The 20,337-nt window shown below is 70.1% G+C and carries 16 protein-coding genes; 8 read left to right on the forward strand and 8 right to left on the reverse strand.

Going from position 1 to position 20,337, the window contains the following annotated elements:
* Positions 1–77: 77 nt before the first annotated feature.
* A complete protein-coding gene (locus KF684_02465; protein ID MBX3351772.1) occupies positions 78–581 on the forward strand; it encodes a transcriptional repressor in 504 nt (167 codons plus the stop codon).
* A gap of 131 nt (positions 582–712) precedes the next feature.
* Positions 713–1,117 (forward strand): PilZ domain-containing protein, encoded by a 405-nt coding sequence (locus KF684_02470; GenBank protein ID MBX3351773.1) that lies wholly within the window; start codon positions 713–715, stop codon positions 1,115–1,117.
* Here KF684_02470 and KF684_02475 read toward each other — a convergent pair.
* The gene (locus tag KF684_02475; GenBank protein ID MBX3351774.1) at positions 1,099–1,659 is read right to left on the reverse strand and encodes an AAA family ATPase; all 561 of its coding nucleotides are present in this window, start codon (positions 1,657–1,659) and stop codon (positions 1,099–1,101) included. The genes KF684_02470 and KF684_02475 overlap by 19 nt on opposite strands.
* A gap of 24 nt (positions 1,660–1,683) precedes the next feature.
* Positions 1,684–2,127: a PilZ domain-containing protein gene (locus tag KF684_02480; GenBank protein ID MBX3351775.1), complete on the reverse strand. Its 444-nt coding sequence runs from the start codon at positions 2,125–2,127 to the stop codon at positions 1,684–1,686.
* Between the two features lie 195 nt (positions 2,128–2,322).
* Between KF684_02480 and KF684_02485 the strand changes: the two genes are divergently transcribed.
* Entirely contained in the window at positions 2,323–3,171 is an 849-nt protein-coding gene (locus KF684_02485; GenBank protein ID MBX3351776.1) for a hypothetical protein, read from the forward strand.
* 3 nt (positions 3,172–3,174) lie between these two features.
* Here KF684_02485 and KF684_02490 read toward each other — a convergent pair whose 3' ends face one another.
* The gene (locus KF684_02490) at positions 3,175–3,531 is read right to left on the reverse strand and encodes a hypothetical protein (protein ID MBX3351777.1); all 357 of its coding nucleotides are present in this window, start codon (positions 3,529–3,531) and stop codon (positions 3,175–3,177) included.
* On the reverse strand, positions 3,528–5,423 hold the full coding sequence (locus KF684_02495; GenBank protein ID MBX3351778.1) for a HEAT repeat domain-containing protein: 1,896 nt from the start codon (positions 5,421–5,423) through the stop codon (positions 3,528–3,530). The genes KF684_02490 and KF684_02495 overlap by 4 nt, the downstream gene beginning before the upstream one ends.
* Before the next feature lie 264 nt (positions 5,424–5,687).
* On the opposite strand from KF684_02495, the gene KF684_02500 reads away from it, so the two are divergent.
* The 3 genes from KF684_02500 to ileS all read left to right on the forward strand — a co-directional run bounded on the left by KF684_02500 (position 5,688) and on the right by ileS (position 10,503).
* Positions 5,688–6,233 carry a hypothetical protein gene (locus KF684_02500; protein ID MBX3351779.1) on the forward strand — a complete coding sequence of 182 codons (546 nt, stop codon included), beginning with the start codon at positions 5,688–5,690 and terminating at the stop codon, positions 6,231–6,233.
* 174 nt (positions 6,234–6,407) lie between these two features.
* Complete coding sequence (locus KF684_02505; GenBank protein ID MBX3351780.1) at positions 6,408–7,340, forward strand: hypothetical protein; 933 nt, start codon at positions 6,408–6,410, stop codon at positions 7,338–7,340.
* Positions 7,341–7,461: 121 nt separating this feature from the next.
* A complete protein-coding gene (gene ileS, locus KF684_02510) occupies positions 7,462–10,503 on the forward strand; it encodes an isoleucine--tRNA ligase (GenBank protein ID MBX3351781.1) in 3,042 nt (1,013 codons plus the stop codon).
* Here the strand turns inward: ileS and KF684_02515 are convergent, their stop codons facing one another.
* From KF684_02515 to KF684_02530, 4 genes are all read right to left on the reverse strand, one after another.
* Positions 10,504–13,326, reverse strand: a complete 2,823-nt coding sequence (locus tag KF684_02515) for a CHAD domain-containing protein (GenBank protein ID MBX3351782.1) — start codon at positions 13,324–13,326, stop codon at positions 10,504–10,506.
* Between the two features lie 85 nt (positions 13,327–13,411).
* On the reverse strand, positions 13,412–14,722 hold the full coding sequence (locus KF684_02520; protein ID MBX3351783.1) for a serine hydroxymethyltransferase: 1,311 nt from the start codon (positions 14,720–14,722) through the stop codon (positions 13,412–13,414).
* Positions 14,723–14,771: 49 nt separating this feature from the next.
* On the reverse strand, positions 14,772–15,740 hold the full coding sequence (locus tag KF684_02525; protein MBX3351784.1) for a hypothetical protein: 969 nt from the start codon (positions 15,738–15,740) through the stop codon (positions 14,772–14,774).
* Positions 15,741–15,873: 133 nt separating this feature from the next.
* Complete coding sequence (locus tag KF684_02530; protein ID MBX3351785.1) at positions 15,874–18,708, reverse strand: hypothetical protein; 2,835 nt, start codon at positions 18,706–18,708, stop codon at positions 15,874–15,876.
* 336 nt (positions 18,709–19,044) lie between these two features.
* On the opposite strand from KF684_02530, the gene tpiA reads away from it, so the two are divergent.
* Together tpiA and secG are read left to right on the forward strand one after the other, a co-directional pair.
* Entirely contained in the window at positions 19,045–19,824 is a 780-nt protein-coding gene (tpiA, locus tag KF684_02535) for a triose-phosphate isomerase (GenBank protein MBX3351786.1), read from the forward strand.
* 115 nt (positions 19,825–19,939) lie between these two features.
* Positions 19,940–20,329, forward strand: a complete 390-nt coding sequence (gene secG, locus KF684_02540; GenBank protein ID MBX3351787.1) for a preprotein translocase subunit SecG — start codon at positions 19,940–19,942, stop codon at positions 20,327–20,329.
* The last annotated feature ends 8 nt before the right edge of the window (positions 20,330–20,337 follow it).

Here is a 20,337-nt window from a genome sequence, read left to right on the forward strand (position 1 = left end):
GCTCCCTGCTGCCCGCTCCCTACTCCCTTCCTCCCCCTATTGCCCATTGCCTCCTGCCCCCGAATACTTCCCCGGTCATGGCCGACCACGACGCCCATCACGGATCCGACCAACGGCCCCCTGTCGAGGCCGAGGCGATCGCCGCGCTCTTCGCCAGGCGGGGCCTGCGCGTCACGCGCCAGCGTCAGGAGGTCTACGCGGCCCTCGCGGCGACCACGGCGCACCCCACGGCCGAAGAACTCCACCGGCTCGTCCTCGAATCCCCGAGCGTCGACGACACCGAGCCCCCAGTCTCGCTCGCGACGGTCTACAACACCCTCGAAGCCCTGACCGATTCGGGCCTCGTCCGCAAGATTCCTACTCCCGAGGGCGGCGCCCGCTACGACGCCGACACAACCGACCACATGCACCTGATGACGGGCGCCGGCCGCGTGCACGACGTGCCTGCCGATCTGGGGCAGCGGTTCCTCGAGCACATCCCCGAGTCGCTGGTTCGCGAGCTCGAGCAGCGGATGGGCGTGACAGTCCGGCGCGTGAGCGTCAGCGTTCTCGCGGACGACCGGCCCTCGACGCCGGAATAACCCCGCGCGGGCTTCAGAACAGGCGAGGAGTGTCCGATAGGCGTGTCGTCAGAGACGCGCGGTTTCCAACGCGCGGACGCCGCCCGACGGGAGCACCCAGGGACGGGCGAGAGAGAAACGGAGCACCCGCGATGCACGCTGCGCAGCCCTACGACCGTAACCGCCGCATCCAGCCGAGGTACACGCTGCCCGCGATGTACACCTCCATCGCGATCCGGCCGGGAGACAAGGACGAGTTCCTCTACGACGGGCACGCCTACGACCTTTCGCTCAGCGGGATCCGGTTCGAGCTGGACCGGCCCCTCGCGCCGGGCACGACCATCGGGGTGCGCATCGATCTCCCCGGGTTCGCCGAGCACGGCGGCCAGGCGGACGCGCGCCCGGTCTACGCCCTCGCGAACGTCGTGTGGATCGAGGACGAGGACCAGCCCGGCCCGTACCGCATGGCCGCGGCGTTCACACGCTTCGTCGTCGCTGGCGACGGGCAGCGCCTCGAGCGCGCCCTGGGCGCCGGACGCTACCGGCTCGCGGCCTGAACCACCAGACCGGCGATCGTTTCGACGGTCGAATCATCCGCGTCGATCACCTCGTCGCTGACGGCGCGGTACACGGGTTCTCTCGCGCGCAGCAGACCTTCGAGTTCGGCGACCGGGTCGGCCCCGGTGACGCTCGGCCTGTTCGCGTCGTGCGCGAGCGTCGCGCGCAAGCGCGCGCGCAGCGTGTCGATCGAGCACCGAAGATAGACGACGAAGACCTCTCGGACTGCGCGCCGCGCGTCGAGCAGTTCGCGTGCGCCCGGGGCGGTCGGCGTGCCCCCGCCCAGCGCGACGACCGTGGCGCCGGCGCGACGGCGTGACTCGTCGAGAACGGCGCGCAGCGTCTCGACCTCGGCGGCGCGGAACGCGTCCTGGCCTTTGGCTTCCCAAAGATCTCGCACGCTGGCGTAGCCGCAACGCGTCAGGACTTCGCGGTCGAGATCGAGGAACACCGCGCCGAGCGTAGACGCGACCGCCGCGCCGACGCTGCTCTTGCCGCAGCCGCGCATGCCGAGGACGACCACGGTGTGGGGTTGGTTCATCGGGCCACAGCGTACCAGCGCCGCTCAGACGAAGTCTTCGGGGCGCGTGGAGAGCTGGATGGCGCCGTCGACGACGCGCACGGCCCGCATGAGCTTGTCGGGCGCCGGGACGAACTCGCACCCGCTGGCGTAGAGCAGGTCGCCGGCGTAGACGCAGTGCTGGACCCGGATGCCGCGGAGCATCGCCTCGCCGTCGGACGCGCGGAGCATGACGACGCCCACGGCGCCTCGATGGAGCATCTGGCGCCCGACGAGCTTCAGCCCGCCGCGCGAGATGTCGGCGGCGAGCAGGGAGCCGATGCGCCGCTGGACGAACGCCCCGTCCATCCAGACCACGGAGACCTGCTGGCGATAGGCGTAGCGTTCGAACAGGCGCCGGTCTTCGGCGCTGGTCGACTCACCCTCCCCGGCGACGTTCGGGAAGAGGTACCCTTGCTGCCTCGCGATGTCCTGATTCGAGTGTTCCATTGGTTCCTGCACGCCGAGCCCTGACCCGACGCGTTCCTCAACCCTCTATCGACCCTCCGTATCCGCTGATAGAGGGCGAGTCCCCGACTTGAGCGCCCCGGCGCGTCAACCCAGCGAACCGGTGCACTCTGTCTGGCCCTGGCGCCGAATAACCGCGGGGCGGCGACGCCCCAAACCCCCACCCCGAAAGGACGCATGCGCGACGACCCGCACGGACAGCCCGAGAATCACCCCTTCTCCGAGGGCAAGTTCGCGTCGGTGCTCGAGCACCTCCGAAGGCCCTTGGGCGCGAAGCTGCGCAACCCGTCGTTCGATGTCTCGGCCGAGCGCGTCGCGCACGAGTGGTCGCGCCTGCGCATGCACCCTGCGCTCCTCGCGCGACCGGTGGTCGTTATCTCGGGGTGGCGCGCCCCCCAGGTCGCCGCGATGCTGACCTCGCGCCGGCTCGCGTCGATCACCAGCAGGCGCCTGACGGACTTCCTGCCGGTCGGGCTCATGGGCGTGCACAACATCGAGGAGGCGGCGTCGCGCGTCGTCCACGCTGTCGACCGGAAGGCGCCCTCCCCCGACGGCGCGTGGACGACGGAAGTCGACGTGGTGGCGATCTCGATGGGCGGGCTCGCGTCGCGACTGGCGGCGGCGGATCGCTCGCGGTTCGCCGACACGGCGCTGCCCGCGAAGCGTCTGAAAATCGCCCGGCTGTTCACGCTTGCGACGCCCCATCGCGGCGCGTCGCTGGCGACGATCGTCGCGCCCGACGCGCCGTCGCGCTGCATGAAGCCCGGGTGCCCCTTCCTGCGCCGGCTCGACGAGGCGCTGGAGGCGGACCCGCTGGAGATCGTGCCCTACGCGCGTCTGCGCGACGGGATGGTCGGCGCGCAGCACGCCGCGCCCCCGGGGCGCAACCCGCTGTGGATCGACGGCCCGCCCGCGCTGTCGCACCTGGCGATCACGACGGACAAGCGGATCATGCTGGACATCGCGCTGCGCCTGCGCGGCGAACCGCCGATCGCGCGCGAGGGCGAGGCCCCGCCTCGAGAGTGAGGATCACGCCGCGTTGCGGAACGCGCGCGCCGCGAAGTCGCGCGTCTCGGCGACCCGCTGCGCCGGCTGGTCGCCCGCGGCGCGTTGCGCGTCGGCGGCCTTCCGGAACGCGTGCTCGCTGATGAGCAGGCCGGCCGGCGTCGCGTCGCGCGTCTGGTCCGCGAGCTCGCGCACCATGCGCCGGTCGGCGCGGGAGAGGTTCATGTGCCTGGCGAGGACGGTGAACGCCTCGTCGCTCTCGCCCCGGCGCGCCATCGCGCGGTGCGCGAAATACGTCGCCGCCGCCGCGAGCGCGAGCGAGAGCGCCGCGAGCGTCCCCGGGAGAACCCAACCGGCCAGAGAGAGGGTGACGAGAGTCATGCTTGGGTTATCGACCGTTCGGGAGAGGCACTTTGGTCGGGCCCGGGCGAGGGCTGCATAACGGCCAGAAGCATCCTGGCGGCGGCCTTGGCGCGACGAAGGGTGTGCTCGTCGCGCGCCTCGCGCACCACACGCGCGATCTGGGGGGCCATGACCACGGCGCGGGACCGTTCGATCGCCCACAGCCCCGAGACACGCTGGCGCCCGTCGGCGTCGGCGAGCATCGCCCCCAGCGCGTCGGCGGCGAGCGCGTGGCCGGGCTGCGCCACGAGCGCCGCCCGCGCGGCGTTGGCGCGTTCACGCGGGAACATCGCGCGGAGTTTGACCTCGACGAGCGGGTGGAGCGGGCGCTGCTCGCCGATGGCTTCGATCGCGTTGGCGCGGACCCGCTCGTCGCGATGCTCCGCGAGGCGCTCGAGGGCCTGCACCGCCGACGCGCTGCGCACCTCGGCGAGCGCCGCGGCCGCCGTCGCCGCCACGCGCGGGTCGATGTCGGTTGCCGCTGCCATGACTTCCAGCTCCAGCTCGCGCGCCAGCGCCAGGCGCTTGCCGATCCGCAGCGCCGCGACGCGGGCCGGGGCGTCGCCCTTCGCGACGCGCCGGCGAAGCTCACGCACGAACGCGTCGCGGTGAAGATCCATCGCGACGCGCGCGGCGGCCGGGTTCGTCCAGGGGTCCTCGTGACGGTCGAGGATCTCTCGGGCGGTGCGCACGCACTCGTGCCTGGAGCGCGTCATCGCGGCGCGCGTCTCGGGGAGCGTCGCGCGCCGGAGACGACGGTCGTTGAGCAGCGCCGAGACCGCAATCCGCGACGGGGCCTCGTCCCTTGAGAACGCGAAGTCCGCGAGCAGCGACGCCGCCTCTCGCGCCCCCTCGGCGTCCGAAGGCGCGGTGCGCGCGAGTTCTCTGGCGGCGACGGCGCGGACCGTCGGGCTCGGATCCACGAGCGTCCCGGCGAGCAGCGAGGATTTTTTCGACACGTCGAGCCCGCTGGCGCACACCATCCGCACGAAGCCGGCGCGCGCCTGCTCCGGCATCTCGGCGACCTCGCGCGACGTGGGCAGCGCGTCCCGCTCGGGGCGGACGCGCGCGAACTCGGCTCGGCGCGACTCTCGCGCGAGCAGGTGCGCGTGGTCGAAGGCGACGCGGTGCTCACGCACGCTCGCTCGCTTGCTCAGGCGGGCGGCGGCGGCGGGCGCGAGCGTCGGGATCGACAGGACGCGCAACGCACGCACCCGTGCGCCGTCGGATCGGTCCGAGCGGATCACGGAACGCAGAGCGAGGATCGCCGGCTGCGTCTGGTCGCCCAGCCACTGCGCGAGTCGCGCAGGGGGCGCCTCCAGGAGGGGCAGCATCGCTTCCAAGACTCCCCGTCGGCGGTGCTCGGGGTAGCTCGTCGCCGCCTCTGCGAGGGTCGCGTCCAGGACCGGCAGCAGCGACGGGTCGCGAGACGCCGCGTCGACGGCGAGCCGGATGGCTTCCTCGGCCGATCGCGCCACGCCCTCGTCCTTGTCGGCCAGCAGCAGCGGCAGCCGGGCGATGCCGGTGGCGCTGGGCATGTGGCAGACCAGCTCGGCGGCGGCGAGTCGTTGCTCGACGCTCGCCGATCGCGACAACTTATCCACAAGCGCCGACACCGAATCCCCCGCCGCAGCCAGCCACAGCGACCGAGTCTGGTCCTTCAGACGCGGCCAACGCAGCGCGGCCAGCGCGAGCGCATCAAGTGCGCGATCCCTGGGCAGGGGGTCGGCCAGGAGGGCGCGCGCGATCGCGTCGGCCTCGCTGGGGCCGCAGAGGCGCAGCGCCTCGGTGAGCGCAGCCAACCTGCTGCGCCGACTCGCGTTGCGCAAGACCGACAATCTATCCGCCAGTCCGATGCCGAGGGGGGGCATCCGTTCCCTCCCGTGTGTGCGACGACGCGAACAGCGCCGCGTCGCGAAGCGTAGAGCAAAGGGCGGGCCCGGGGTTCACCCGGGAAGACCCACCATGTGTTGGGTTCGAGCGCAACTCTTGCCGCTACCCATGGGATTTTTTCGTGGTTTTTCGCGCGTTCTCCGAAGATTCTTCTTGTAGGTTTCCAGACTTGCCGTACACTCGGCGGGTCTGAAGCGAGTGATCGCAAACATTCTCCGGTGCTCTCTCTCCAAGGTCTCGCGATGAACGCCCCTCCCAAAGCGCAAACCCTCCTCCAGGCCTATCGCGTGCTTTTCTACCGCCGGGCCCTCCATCCGGAACTCTTCAAAGTCTGCAATCGCATCGCGATCGTCCATCGAGACTACGAGTTCGAGGGCTGGGTCCTCCCCGGCTCCCACGTCCTTCGGTTCCAGCACAACGGCGCCTGCGCCGTCGAGCTCCTGACCAACATCGACGGCGGGCTGCCCGATCGCGGCGTCATCGCCGGTTTCCCTGCGATGGGCGAGCGCGACCACGAGCAGCGCTTCGACGAGGGCGTCCGCTCGGTCTTCACCGTCCAGACTGAGACCCTCGCCGACAATCTTTTCAACGCGACCTATCGCGAACTCGTCGACTTCGCGCGCGACAACGACGCCGCCACCCACCTCTGGACCACCGACGACGGCGGGCGCTGCGCCTCCATCCTCGATGTCCAGCGCTACCGCAAAGAGATCCACATCCAGTCCTACCACCTCCTGGCCATTGGCGGCATCGTGATCCGCTCGCAGACCATCTTCGAGCACGCCTGAGCAGCCCCGGGCCGCACACGATCCGAGCGACGACACGCCGACGCGGCACCCCCGGCCACGCTATTCCTCGTGTCCCTTCTGCGGACGCGTGATGTCCTTTGCGCATTACAGGGTGGGTCGAGGCGGAGTGCCCCGACCGAGTTATGCCCTCGATCTCCGGGGAGGAGAAACATCATGCTCACACACGCTCAGCGTGGACGCACGCCCCTCGCGTGCGCCGTTCTCGCCCTCGGCTGCGCCGTCTCGCACGGCGCGGTCCGGGTGGAGTCCACGGTTGCGCCCAGCGCCGGCAATCACAACCCCGGGGGAAGCATCTCCGTCGCCTCGCTGACCGGCGGCTTCTTTCGCATCCACGACAGCACCGTCCTCGCCGAGACCGGCTCGTTCCAGTTCTCCGGACTCGACGGCGCGGGCGCCATGCAGACCATGACCTACACCTTCGACGGCGCGGCACAGTCCGATTACGGCCTGCTTCGATCACGCTTCCGGTCAACGATCGACAACGCGTACTTCAACGCCGCCAACACGCGCTGGATCGACGACCATGCCACCGGATCGCCCTCGTATTTCACTGGCCAGTCCTTCGCGCGCTTCTCCGACGAGATCACGGTCCAGGCGTCAGGGGCCGCCGCGAGCATCTCCTTCGGCGTGCGCATCACCGGCGAGATCAGCGCGACGCCGGTCGGCTCCGCGGGTCAGATCGTGCTGTGGCGCGAACTGCCCAGCGGCGGGACCTCCAACTTCCGCACGATCACCAACCCTGGCGGATCCGGCCCCCTGCTCGTCGATGAGATCGTCCAGACGCCGACCTTCGCGATCACCGACGGCCTCGCCCACATCGGGCTCGGTCTGCAGAGTCTGGTCTCGTTCAGTCTGAACGACTCCGGGTTTCCCGACGGCGCAAGCCATGACATCTCCTCCGACGCGTTCAACACCATGCGCATCGTCGAGATGATCGTGCGCGACGCCAGCGGCGGTGTGCTCGAGATCCACTCCGTCACCGGGCAGTCCGGGCTGGATTATGTCGCCTTCGTCCCCACGCCCGGAACCGGCGCGATCCTGGCGTGCTCCGCCCTCTTGGCAGGCAGGCGCCGGCGCGTCGCGTAACACGCCCTCACGATGACCGACCACAGCCGCCCGCTCCCACAGAGCGGGCGGCGTGCTTTTTGGACCTCGGCGCTACTATCCAAGCCCGATCCGTCCACCTTCTGGAAAGCCGGTCCGCCCCATGCCCAACGACGCCTCCCCATCCCAGGCCAAGCGCTCCTATCGCGACTCGCTCAACCTGCCCAAGACCCCCTTCTCCATGAAGGCGAACCTCGTCCAGAACGAGCCCGCCTCTATGAAGCGCTGGTCGTCCATCAACCTCTATTCGCGCACCCGCGAGGCACGCGCCGGCGCACCCACCTTCGTCTTCCACGACGGCCCCCCCTACGCCAACGGCGACATCCACCTGGGCCACCTCCTCAACAAGTGTCTCAAGGACTTCGTCGTCCGCTCGCGCACCATGGAGGGCTACGACACACCCTACATCCCCGGATGGGACTGCCACGGCCTGCCTATCGAGCACAAGGTCATGACCGACCTCGTCTCCACCGGCAAGATCGCCAAGCTCGCCGACCTCCCCGAAGACACCCGACGCATGGCCGTGCGTAAAGCGTGCCAGGCGTACGCCGAGAAGTACGTCAAACTCCAGCGCGGCCAGATGGAGCGCCTGCTCACCCTCGCCGACTACGAGAACCCCTACCTCACCATGTCGCCCTCGTTCGAGGGCGCGACCATCGAACTCTTCGCCACGCTCGTCGAGCAGGGGCTCGTCTTCCGCCAGTTGAAGCCCGTGCACTGGTCGATCGCGAACCAGACGGCGCTCGCCGAGGCCGAACTCGAGTACCAGGACCGCGAAGACCCGTCGATCTATGTCGACTTCGAGGCGCTCGACGCCGACGCCGTCTACGACGCGTTCGGCCTGCCCGCGTCGTCCGACGATGACGAAGACGACGCGCCCTCGCGCCCCACGCAGCGACCCTCGTTCATGATCTGGACGACCACCCCCTGGACGCTGCCGGCAAACCTCGCGATCGCCGTGCACCCGCGCTACGAGTACGCGCTCGTGCGCCTCGACGGCAACCTCACGATCCTCGCGAAGGAACTCGTCGAGACCGTCACGAAGATCGGCAAGGCCGAGGACATCGAGATCCTCGCGACCACGACCGGCGACAAACTCGTCGGCCTGCGCTACCGCCACCCCTTCGTCGACGGCGCAGCGCTCTCTCGCACTCTTCCCCCCTCCCGCTCGCGGGAGGGGCAGGGGGAGGGTCTGCCTCTCCACCGCGTCGTCGCCGCCGACTATGTCACCCTCGAAGACGGCACCGGGCTCGTCCACACCGCGCCGGGCCACGGCGTCGAGGACTACCAGACCGGCCTGCGCGAGAACCTGCCCGTCTATTGCCCCGTGCGCGACGACGGGACCTACGACGACAGCGCCCCCGACTTCGTGCGCGGCAAGACCGTCTGGGACGCCAACCCCGTCGTGGTCGAACACCTGTGCGCGTCGGGGCACCTCTTCCACGCGTTCAACTTCATGCACTCCTACCCCCACGACTGGCGCTCCAAGACGCCAGTCATCTTCCGCGCCACCGAGCAGTGGTTCATCGGCGTCGATCGCGCCACGACTCGCGACAAGAAGTCGCTGCGCGAGCTCGCCATGACCGCCGCCAGCGATTCGCTCAAGTTCATCCCCGAGTGGGGGCGCAACCGCCTGCGAGGCATGCTCGAGTCTCGCCCCGACTGGTGCGTCTCTCGCCAGCGCGCGTGGGGGCTGCCGATCCCCGCGTTCTTCCAGAAGAACGCCGACGACTCGACGACCACGCTCCTCACGCCCGCCTCGGTGCGCGCCGTCGCCAAGGTCTTCCGCGAGAAGGGCTCCGACGCGTGGTTCCAGTTGAGCGCGCGCGACCTCCTCGCGCACTACGACTACGCCGGCGACAAGGACGCGCCCAAGGGCCTGAACCTCGACGCGCTCGACAAGTCGCGCGACATCCTCGATGTGTGGTTCGAGTCCGGCTCGTCCTGGCACAGCGCGATGCGCGAGCGCCTGGGCGACGCCGGCTTCCCCGTCGCCCTCTACCTCGAAGGGTCCGACCAGCACCGCGGGTGGTTCCAGTCCTCGCTGCTCTGCGGCCTGGGCGGCACGGGGCGTCCGCCCTTCGAGGCCGTGCTCACCCACGGCTTCATGGTCGACAAGGACGGCAAGAAGATGTCCAAGTCGCTGGGCAACGCGCTGAATGTCGAGGAACTGCTCAAGAACTTCGGCGCCGATGTCTGCCGCTGGTGGGTCTCGACGCTCGCGTACGAGAACGACATCAAGGTCGATCTCTCGTTCTTCGAGACAGCGGGCGAGTCCTACCGCAAGGTGCGCAACACGATCCGCTTCCTGCTGTCCAATCTCGACGACTTCACGCCCTGCCCGGCGGAGCAGGGCCACTCCACGCGCACCGGCGACTGCGTCGCGTGGACCGATTTCACGCCCACCGGCATCGACTCCTGGGCGCTCGCGCAGGCGAACGACCTCTCCAAGGAAGTTCGCGCCGCGTACGACCGGTTCGATTTCAAGGGCGCATCCAGCGCGATCTACGACTTCTGCAACGACACGCTCAGCGCCGTGTACCTCGCGGCAGTGAAGGACCGGCTTTATTGCGACGCGCCCGACTCGCCTCGCCGCCGGCGCACGCAGTCGGCGCTGTGGGATATCGCCGACCTGCTCTGCCGCCTTCTGGCGCCGGTCATGCCGCACACCGCGGACGAGGCGTTCCGCGCGCTGCACAAGATTGACGACAAGGCGAGCGCGGAGAGCGCCTCGGGCGCGTGCGTGCACCTGCACACCTTCCCGGGCCAGCGCAAGGCAGATGTGTTCCCGGTGAGCGCCGACGAGCGCTGGAAGCAGGTCTTCGCCGCGCGCGAGAAGGGCCTGATGGCGCTCGAGACTGCGAAGAAATCCGGCGGCGGCGTGGAGAACCCCCTCGACGCCGGGCTCGCGCTCCCCGACCCCGAAGGCGCCCTCGCGCACTTCGACCCCGTCGACCTCGCCGACCTGCTGGGCGTCTCGCGCGTCACGCTCGACGCGAGCGCGACGGACGCGAAGGTCATCGACCTGCGCGACGAGCCGCGCTGCGAGCGCTCGTGGAAGCGCGACGGCACGGTGAAGCAGCGCCCCGACGGGGGCATGCTCTCCGAGCGCGACTGGATCGCGGTCGAACGCCTGCAGCGATGATCAGTGCGTCCCGTTGACGCCCACGGGCTGAGGAGCCGGCGCCGGTTCGTGCGCCTCGGCGGCGGCGGCGGGCTCGGGCGCGTTGGCCCAGCGGAACACGGGGGTGAGGGAGAAAACCTTCTGCCAGAGGTCCGCCTTGCGCTCGGCGCCCCAGACATCGACCGAGGGGTCGCTCTCCGCCACCAGGTCGAAGTGCGCCTCGCCCGAGTCGATGCGCAGCGATATGGACTTGACGAGCCGCATGTGCGTGCGATCGAGCCCGTCGGCGACGCGCAGCACGGCGCTCAGGGTGCGCACGATGGCGCGGTCCTCTGGCGGCAGCTTCGCGAAGGGCTTGTGCTTGAGCTTGGGGGTCGACTTGCGGTGGTACCGAGAGACCTGCGCGACGACCTCGATCTCGCGCCTGCTGAACCCGCGCAGCGCGCTGTGCATGATCAGGTGATAGCTGTGCAGGTGGTGCTTCTTGTAGTCGATGTGGTAGCCGATGTCGTGCAGCAACGCCGCGGCGTGCAGCAGCACGCGCGCCCGATCGGTCGACCAGCCCTGGAACGCCAGCCCGTGGTCGCGCACGAGCTGGTCGAACAACTGCAGCGCGAGGCGCGAGACATGGGCGCAGTGGCGACGCTCGTAGTTGCAAACCTGCGAGAAGCGCCGCACTGAGCGCATCGGGTCTTTCGGGTCTTCACCCGCCGCCTGGCCGGACGCGCCCTCCTGGGGGAACATCTCCTCCACCATCGTCAGCAGCAGCCCGTCGCGGATGCCCCCGTCGTGCACGCGCAGGCGGTCGACGGTAAGGCGCTTCATGAGCGCCAGCACGAGGGCGGCGCCGGCGACGATGATCTCGGCGCGGTTGGGGCTTATGCCCGGAAGCTTCGCGCGATCCTTGACCGATAGCGCGCGCACGCGATCGAGGAGGCGCTTCACCTCCGACCGCTCCATGTCGTAGCCGCGGATGAGCGCGCCGGGCGTGGGCTCGAAGCGCCCCATCGAGAGCTTCGCGAGCGCCTCGAAAGTGCCCCCGGCGCCGATGAGGAGCTCGGGGTCGATCGCGGCGTCGGCGAAGTGCCGGTCGACCTGCTCGCGGATGAACGCGCTCATCGCGGAGAACCGCTCGCCGGCGCTCAGCTCGGGGCCGCCGAACATCTCGGTCAGCAGCACCGCGCCGAGCGGGATGGGGAACACCTGCTCGATCAGCCCGCCGGAGCAGAGCACGACCTCGGCGCTGCCGCCCCCGATGTCGGCGATGACCGACGGGAACGACGTCAGATCGAAGGCGGCGGACACGGACTTGAAGGTGAGCTGCGCCTCGTCTTCGGGCGTGATGACCTCGATGCGCACTCCGGTGCGTTCGAGCACGCGATCGACGAGCGCCTGCCCGTTGTCGGCGTCGCGCACGGCGGCGGTGCCGACGGCGCGGATGTATGTGGCGCCGTAGCCCTCGGCGATCCGCTTCATGCGATCGATCGCGAGGATGGCCTTCTCGATGGACGCGTCGTCGAGGCGCCCGGTCTCGGTCATCCCGTTGCCGAGGCGCGCGATCTCCTTCTCGTCGTCGAGCACGCGGTACTGCCCGTCGGCGAAGGCCTCGGCCACGATGACGCGGATCGAATTCGTTCCCACGTCGATGGCCGCGAGCCGGCGAGACCCGAATCGCGGCTGGTTCGGCGCGTCGAGCTCCGGCTCGTGCGTCGCGTCGTCGTTCGCAGGCGTCGTCGCAATCGGCGGCGTCCGGGGCGCCGGGGGCGTCGGGGGCGTCGGGGGCGCCGGGGGCGCCGGGGCGGAGGGCGTGAGTTCAACGGTTCGCGAGCGCGGGACGGCGTCGGAGAACGGCGCGAGGAAGTCGCCGGCGTGAACCGAGTCCCACCACGCGAGGAAGTCGACGCGCGCCGCTTCCTCTTCGCGCGCGAACCGCTCGATCAGCTCGCGGAGCCCTCGCTCGACGAGCGGGACGGTCTCGGCGTCATCGTCGTCGTCGTCGTGGCTCTCGTCGGCGACCGATTCCTGGGCCTGCGTGAGGTCGACGAGGATCCGCTCGAGGCGCAGTCGCGCCGTGTGGGCGTCGTTGATCCGCCCAAGACGCTCCTGCACCTCTTTGAGGCGCGGGTAGAGGTCGTCGTTGAAGCCCTCGCCCATGCACGGCGCGAAGACCTCGACCGCGTAGCGCATTCGCTTGCACGCGATGCGCATCGCGTGGAGCCCCGCCGGCTCGCCGTGGTGCGATGCGGCGGCGTCTCGCACCGCGCCGATGATCTCGGGCAGGATGTCGGCGGCGGCGTCTCGCAGTGTGACATCGCCGGGCAGTTCCGCGTCGGCGAGCGACTCGAGCAGGCGAGTGCGCCGACGCTTCACCTTCGACGCCGGGAACCGCTTCGCGACATCCTGCAGACGCTCGGTCGCGATGTCGCGCTCGGCCTCGAGCACCGCCAGCACCGCGTCGCGGGCCGCGTGCGAGGCCTCGCTCAGCGTCTCGTCCGCGAGGGACGCGAAGAGGGCCGCGTGAACATCGCAATCGCGCGCGCAACCGGCCGCCTTGCGCAGGGATCGGAGGATTTTCCGGGACTTCTTGCGCTGCGTGTCGGAGAGCGGGTCGGCGAAAGTGTGCAACGCCGCGCCGGCGCGACGGGTGCTGACGCGCAGCTGGTGCACGGCGCGGACCTGATCGTGCTTGTCGTCGCCCAGACGCTTCAGCCACCCCTCAACGGCCTCGAGCCGGTGAGAGAGCACCTCGCCCGCGGCGTCGCGCAGGGGGGTTTCCGGACGGAGCGTCTCGATCCACTTGCTGGCTTCGGGCATCCGGGCTTGCTCCTCCGTGTTGTTCGTCACGCACGATGCTAGGCGGAAGGGCGTTCCCGCCCGGCGCGCATCGGGCGGTTCCGGGCGGATCTTCACAAAGCCCGCGCGCGCCCGGTCAGACGCTCGCGTGGGACGCGTGCCCGGGGAGTGGGAACGCGGCGCACAGAACCCGAACCTCTTCCCGGACCTGGCGGATCGCCTGCTCGTCGGAACGGTGCTTCAGAACGCGGCTGATCAGCTCCGCGACGCGACGCATCTCGTCTGGGCCAAACCCCCGGGTCGTCAGAGCGGGCGTCCCCAGACGCAGCCCCGAGGTCACCCGCGGCGGGCGGGTGTCGCCCGGCAGCCCGTTCTTGTTCGTGATGATGCCGGCCTTCTCGAGGATCTTCTCGGCGTCGGCGCCCGTCAGCTCGGCGTCGAAGGGGCGCAGGTCGACGAGCATCAGGTGGTTCTCGGTCCCGCCGGTGGTCACGCGGAAGCCTCGTTCCTGCAGGGCCGAGGCGAGGGCCTTGGCGTTGGCGACGATGTTCCTCGCGTAGGTCTTGAACGAGGGCTGGAGCGCCTCGCCGAAGGCGATCGCCTTGGCGCCCACGATGTGCATCAGCGGGCCGCCCTGCAGGCCGGGGAAGAGCGCGCGGTCGACCTTCTTGGCGATCTCTTCGTCGTTGGTGAGGATCAGCCCGCCGCGAGGCCCGCGCAGGGTCTTGTGCGTCGTCGTGGTGACGACGTGCGCGTGGGGGAAGGGCGAGGGGTGCGCGCCGCCCGCGATGAGCCCGGCGATGTGCGCGACATCCGCCATGAGCAGCGCGCCGACCTCGTCGGCGATCTCGCGGAACTTGGCGAAGTCGATGGTGCGCGGATAGGCCGAGTAGCCGCAGAGCAGCATCTTCGGCTTGTGCTCGCGCACGACCTTGCGCACGGCGTCGTAGTCGATGCGTTCGAACTCTGGGTGGCTCTCTTCGGCGTGGAGGGGATAGAAGACGGGCTTGTAGAACACGCCGGAGAAGTTGATGGACAGCCCGTGCGAGAGGTGCCCGCCGTCCTTGAGCTGCAAGGCGGCGAAGGTGTCGCCCGGGTTCATGAGCGCCATGAAGACCGCGGCGTTGGCCTGCGCGCCCGAGTGGGGTTGCACGTTGGCGAACGAGCAGTTGAACATGGCCTTGGCGCGCTCGCGCGCGAGGTTCTCGATCTCGTCGTGGTGGACGCACCCGCCGTAGTAGCGTGCGCCGGGGTAACCCTCGGCGTACTTGTTGGTCATCCACGACCCGGCGGCGTGCTGGACCGCCGGGGAGACGTGGTTCTCGGAGGCGATCAGCTCGATGGTGGTCGCCTGGCGATCATGCTCGGCCTCGAGGATGCGGGCCGCGTCGGGGTCGGCGGCGCGGAGGAGGTCGAGCAGGGCGTCGTTGAGGGATGAACCGGACATCGGGGGCATCGGGGGCTCCTGGCAGGTGGTCGGGGGATTGTAGAGGGGGCTACCGGAAGGCGTTGTCGGTGAAGGCCCAGTAGATCAGGAAGAACGCGATCGGGACCAGATGGACACCCATCAGGATGCCCCAGGTCGCCCGGGCGCGAGGGAGCCGGTACCCGGTGCCAAGGGCCGCCAGCCAGTACAGCGCGGGCCACACAAAGAAGAGCGCCCCAACCGTCAGTCGCATGAGCGTTCGGAATGTTGGTATATCGCGCGGGTGCGGCCAGCCACGCTGGCCCGCCCCGGACAGGTAATAGGTGGTCGAATACCCCTGCACACAGATCGACCCCAGCGAAAACAGAATGTAGATCACGAGCACTGGCGTCAGCGCGTACGCGATGATGCGCAGGAGGTGGGAGCCTCGAAGGCGGGTGCCCCACCACGCGCTGGGGAGCGCGAGGAACGCGGCGCTGACCGGCAGCCAGACGAACATCATGTACGCCAACGCGGGGCCGATGGGCACGAAGTCAAGGATGATGTTCGTCAACCCGCCCGCGCGGGCTCCGTCAACGAACGCACGCCAGCCCGATGTAACGGCGTCGCTCCACGGCTGGGGCGCTCCGCGTCCTCCGCCCCAGTAGTTCGTCCGCATCACCGCGACGCTCTCGCCGAACCGCAGGATGATGACGAGCAGCGGCATGACGCAGAAGATCGCCAGCGGCAGCGCGACCAGCCGGCGCGCACGCACCGGGTGCTCGGGACGGACCCGTTTCCAGAATGCCGGAGGCCAGAGCAGCGTCGCAAGGGTGCGCAGCATGGCCAGCGCCAGCCAGCGGCGCTTCGCGTGCTCGCAGAGCCAGGGCAGTCGTCGGCGCGTCGGGTTGAACGCATCGCCCGGGTCGAACTCGTACCCACACTCCGTGCAGGTCGCGGCGAGAGGGCACGACGACGTCCAGGTCGCCGCGAGGCCCGACTGGTCGTATCCGCAGCGCGGACAGCGCGGAGTTCTCTGCTTGGTCGCCCCGCTCGTCATGGCTCGGAATGTACCACGGGACCCGGGTCGCGCGCCGGGCGGAATCGCACGGGACAAACGAAAACGGGCGGACCGTTTGCACGATCCGCCCGTCGGGTTCACTCAGGGTGGCTGCTCACCGCCCGAGCGACATTCAGTCGTTCGTCGGGACATTCGCGAACGAGGGGCGGCTGGTGCGCGTGCCGGGGTTGGGGCCGGTGGTGCGGTTGCCGTTGAAGGACTCGCTCACGAACTGGTACGACTGCTCGGGGCTGGATGGGGTGGGCGCCGTCGTGGGCATGGCGAGGCGGACATCCCAGTTCTGACGGGCGGCCGTCTGGAACTGGTTGCTGCGCTCCTGGAGGGTCAGCATGGCCTGCTGGGCCATGTGCTGGTGGGCCTCGGCGGCGGCGAGGGCCTGCTCCTGACGGGCGACGACCTGCTGGTTGCTGAGGTAGCGCTGGGCGTAGGCCTGGTTGCGCTCGGAGACGGTCTGGACCATGCGCGAGTTGAAGGTCGCGACGGTCGCGGTCTCGAGAGCGTCCGCCTCGGCGAGCCACGCGTTGACCGTGGCGTCGTTGATGCGGGTCTGCGCGAGGATGGTGGCGCGGGCGGCGGCGTCGTCGGCGCGGAAGACATCGCGCTGCGCGTCGGCGTTGGCCATGGTGCGCTCGACGTCGGCCTTGGCGGCGAGACGCTGCGCGTTCACGACGTTGAGCATGTGGGCGACATCGGCCTTGGCGACGAGACGCTGGCTCTCGTTGAACGCCTCGAGCTTCTCGATCTCGGCCATCGCCTTGGTGTTGAAGGCGGTCGCGACGCTGACGGCCTCGTCGTAGGTCGCGCGGGCGACCTCGATGAAGGACTGCGAGGCCTGGTCGAGACGGGCGAGCTCGGCGCTGAGGATGCGCTGGGCGGAGGTGATCTCCTGGCGCATCTGGGCGACGAGGGCCTTCTGCGAGGTCTCGAGCGCCGTGGCCTCGGCGACGAGGCGCTTGACCTCGGCGTCGCCGCGACGACGGGTCGCGTCGAGCTGGACTCGCATGGACTCGACCTCGGCGGCGCCGGCGCGATCATTGGCCTCGGCGCTGGCGAGGAGCTGGGTCGCGGCGGCCTTGCCCTTGCCCATGACCTTGCCGGCCTCGGCCTGCAGGTTGGTCACGAGGGCGAAGGCGTCGTTGCGCGACGCGTCGGCCTCGGCCTTGGCGCGGGTGAGCTGCGCCTCGCCGCGACGGACGAGCGCGTCGGCCTGGGCCGTGAGCTCCTGCGCCTCGGCGTTGGCGACGTTCTGGAAGGAGTTGGAGCGGGCGAAGGTCTCGGTGGCCTCGGCCTCGCGCGAGTCGAGCCACACCTGCAGCTTGCGGGCGCGCTCCTCGTAGGACGCGAGGGTGGTCTTCTGCTTGGCGTCGGCCTGGACGCGCAGCTTGACCGCCTCGCCCAGACGCGCCTTGAACTGCGCGACGTGCCCGGGGTCGACATTCATGGGAATGCCGGCGGCGGTGGGGAAGGTCGGGGCGGGCTGGTCGGGCTTGGCCTCGGGGGACTTCGGATCGGTCTTGCCGGGGAACTCGACGCTGCCCTGGGCGAGCTGCTGGGCGAGGGTGCGGAAGACCTCGGCGCGGATGGTCGCGGCGCGAGCGTCGGCCTCGGCCTTGAGCTGCTCGTACTGCGACTCGGCGAGGACCACCTGGTGGGTGGCTTCCTCACGCAGCGCGTTGGCGAGCGCCTCGGCCTCGGCCTTGATGAAGTTGGCGCGGGCCTCGGTCTCGACGCGATCGGCCTGGGCGCGCAGCATCTGCGACTCGGCGATGCCGTGCTCGCGGAAGGTCTCGAGCGAGCTCATCTGCCCGTCGAAATCGGCCTGAGAGACGCCGACGAGGCGCTCGGCCTCGCTGCGCATGCGCGAGATGTCGGCCTGGGCCTCGCGGACGACCGCGTCGGCCTGGCGGCGCATGGCCTCGGCCTCGGCCTTGACCTGCTCGAACTCCATCTCGGCGGACTTGATCGCGAGCTTGTAGCCGGCCTCGGCGTCGCCGCTGGTCTTGGCGCCGGCCTTGGCGTTGAGCTCGTCGGCGATGGCCTTGCTCTTGGTCTCGAGGGAGGCGGCGCGCTGGCGGAGCTCGGCGCTCTTGGCCGCGGTCTGCTGGGTGACGGACTTGATCTGCTCGTTGAGCTCGGCGACGCGTGCGTCGGTCTGCTCGCCAACCGAGCGGCTGGCGATGCGCAGCGCGCGGATCTTGCTGGTCGCGCGGGACTCGGTCATGTCCGCGATCTTGACCATCTGCTGGATCTCGGCGGTGCCCTGGCGCTCGACGGCGACGCGCATGGCGAGCATCTTCTGGTACTCGGCCTCCGAGGCGCGGAGCTCGGACTCGGACTGCGAGCGCATGCGCTCGAACTCGGCCTGACGCTCCTTGAGGGTCGCGCGGACGAGGGCGGCGCCCTCGCGGGACTTGGCGTCGTACGCCTCCTGCTTCGCGATCGCCTGGGCGGAGAGCTCTTCGAGCTTCGCCTCGTACTGGCGGTCGAGCGAGCCGGCGCGGGCGATCGCGGCCTCGTGCGTGCTGGCGGCGGTCTGCCACGCGGCCTCGCGGGTCGCGAGCTGCGACGCCTGAACGGCGTCACGCTCGACGCGCTGGGCCTGCGCCGCGGCGCGACGCGCCTCGATCTCGGAGGTCGAGTTGCGCGCCTCGCTCAGCCACACAGCGGGCAGCTCGATCGTCGACGCCTGCTTCTCGAACCACTGCTTGTCGTGCGCGCCCTTCGTGCCGGCGGGGTCGATCGACACCGTGGCCTTGTTCGCCAGCTGGTCGCGGGTCAGCGCGCCCGAGCGGTAGCTGTAGGTGTTGTTCGAGTCCGACGAGCAGCCCACGAGCGTGCCGGCGGCGAGCGCGGCGACGATCGAGGTGATGAAGATCGGGCGGCTCTCGAGCGCGGCTCGGACCGCAGACGGGGCATTCAGTGCGCGGATGTGCTTGGGGGTGTTCATGAGAGACTTGTCCTCGTGCGTGAGTGGAACCCTGTGAAAACCGACGGACGCGTCTGTACGCGCCCACCAACAGGGCGCGCCTACCAGCCCGCGACTCGCGATGCGTCATCGGCCCCGTTCCGCCCCCGATTCACGCACCACCCCCCTCTCGCGATCGCGCGACCCCTCGCACATCGCACCGACGCGCGAGACGGCACGCGCGTCACAGCCCGCACATCTCCACGCCAAGGCCCGCCCCGGCCCGAGAACCCGGCGCGATCCGACCCGAACGCGTCGACCCGCTACACTCGGCGCAGCCAACACTCGCACGCGCCCAAACGCCACGGAGCACGACCGATGCGCACGCCTTACGTCGGCGGCAACTGGAAGATGAACCTCTCTCGCGCCGGCGCTGTCTCCCTCGCGCAGAGCGTCGCGCACGCCGTCGCCGGGCTGGCCCCCGGTCCGAGAACGCCCGAGGTCGCGGTCTTCCCCTCGTTTGTTCATCTGGACGCCGTGGTCAACGCGCTCTGCGCCGCCGGGTCCACGCGCGTGCGACTCGGCGCGCAGGACTGTTATCACGAACCCGACGGCGCCTTCACGGGCGAGGTCTCGGTCGCGATGCTCAAGGACCTGGGAGCGACCTGCGCACTGACCGGGCACTCCGAGCGCCGGCACGTCCTGCTCGAGCCCGATTCGCTCATCAACGTCAAGACCCGCGCCCTGCTCGACGCGGGCATGACCGCCGTGCTCTGCGTGGGCGAGACCCTCGCGCAGCGCGAGGACGGCGCGACCGACGCGATCAACGAGCAGCAGCTCCGGGCGGGGCTCGCCGGGGTGACCGGCGCGCAGGCGTCGTCGCTGGTCATCGCCTACGAGCCGGTCTGGGCGATCGGGACCGGGAAGACCGCCACCCCCGAGGACGCCCAGCGCGCCCACCTGCGCATCCGCAGCGTCCTCGTCGACCTCTTTGGGGAGGCGCTCGGCGCATCCGTGCGTGTGATCTACGGCGGGTCGGTCAAGGCCTCCAACGCGCCCGAACTCATCGCCCAACCCGACATCGACGGCTTCCTCGTCGGGGGCGCCTCCCTCAAGGCCGAGGAGTTCGGGGCGATCTGCGCGGCGGCGGGGACCTGAGCACCCCCGGCGTCCCCGGGCGCGCTCCCCCCGACTCCCGCCCTCCCCCGACCTACACTTCGCCCTTACCTGCCCCGAACCCCCGAACCCTGCCCCCACGCGAGGACCGTACTCGATGCCTTCGCTCCCGATCGTCCCGACGCTTGCGCTCGCGCCCTGGATCACGGCGATGCTCGTCGTCGCCTTCCTCTTTGTGTGCCTCCTGCTGATCCTGATCATCCTGATCCAGAAGCCCCAGGGCGGCGGCCTGTCCGGCGCGTTCGGCTCGGGCGCGGCGTCCGGCTCGGGCCAGACGGTCTTCGGCGCACGCACCGGCGACGCGCTGACCATCGGCACCATCACGGTCTTCGTGCTGTACCTGGGCGTCGCGATCGGGCTGAACTACGCCATCCGGCCCTCGACGCGCGCCCCGGCGCAGCCGGTGATGCAGCAGCCGGCCGACAGCGCGCCGGCGACGACCCCGGCGAATGTCCCCGCGGCCCCGACGTCGGAGCCCCAGCCCTGATCCGGTCC

The organism is Phycisphaeraceae bacterium, assembly GCA_019636675.1.
Lineage (GTDB): Bacteria > Planctomycetota > Phycisphaerae > Phycisphaerales > UBA1924 > JAHBXC01.

Coding starts and splice junctions, on each gene's coding strand:
- KF684_02465 (MBX3351772.1), top strand. CDS start 78: ATGGCCGACCACGACGCCCATCACGGATCCGACCAACGGCCCCCTGTC.
- KF684_02470 (MBX3351773.1), top strand. CDS start 713: ATGCACGCTGCGCAGCCCTACGACCGTAACCGCCGCATCCAGCCGAGG.
- KF684_02475 (MBX3351774.1), bottom strand. CDS start 1,659: ATGAACCAACCCCACACCGTGGTCGTCCTCGGCATGCGCGGCTGCGGC.
- KF684_02480 (MBX3351775.1), bottom strand. CDS start 2,127: ATGGAACACTCGAATCAGGACATCGCGAGGCAGCAAGGGTACCTCTTC.
- KF684_02485 (MBX3351776.1), top strand. CDS start 2,323: ATGCGCGACGACCCGCACGGACAGCCCGAGAATCACCCCTTCTCCGAG.
- KF684_02490 (MBX3351777.1), bottom strand. CDS start 3,531: ATGACTCTCGTCACCCTCTCTCTGGCCGGTTGGGTTCTCCCGGGGACG.
- KF684_02495 (MBX3351778.1), bottom strand. CDS start 5,423: ATGCCCCCCCTCGGCATCGGACTGGCGGATAGATTGTCGGTCTTGCGC.
- KF684_02500 (MBX3351779.1), top strand. CDS start 5,688: ATGAACGCCCCTCCCAAAGCGCAAACCCTCCTCCAGGCCTATCGCGTG.
- KF684_02505 (MBX3351780.1), top strand. CDS start 6,408: ATGCTCACACACGCTCAGCGTGGACGCACGCCCCTCGCGTGCGCCGTT.
- ileS (MBX3351781.1), top strand. CDS start 7,462: ATGCCCAACGACGCCTCCCCATCCCAGGCCAAGCGCTCCTATCGCGAC.
- KF684_02520 (MBX3351783.1), bottom strand. CDS start 14,722: ATGTCCGGTTCATCCCTCAACGACGCCCTGCTCGACCTCCTCCGCGCC.
- KF684_02525 (MBX3351784.1), bottom strand. CDS start 15,740: ATGACGAGCGGGGCGACCAAGCAGAGAACTCCGCGCTGTCCGCGCTGC.
- KF684_02530 (MBX3351785.1), bottom strand. CDS start 18,708: ATGAACACCCCCAAGCACATCCGCGCACTGAATGCCCCGTCTGCGGTC.
- tpiA (MBX3351786.1), top strand. CDS start 19,045: ATGCGCACGCCTTACGTCGGCGGCAACTGGAAGATGAACCTCTCTCGC.
- secG (MBX3351787.1), top strand. CDS start 19,940: ATGCCTTCGCTCCCGATCGTCCCGACGCTTGCGCTCGCGCCCTGGATC.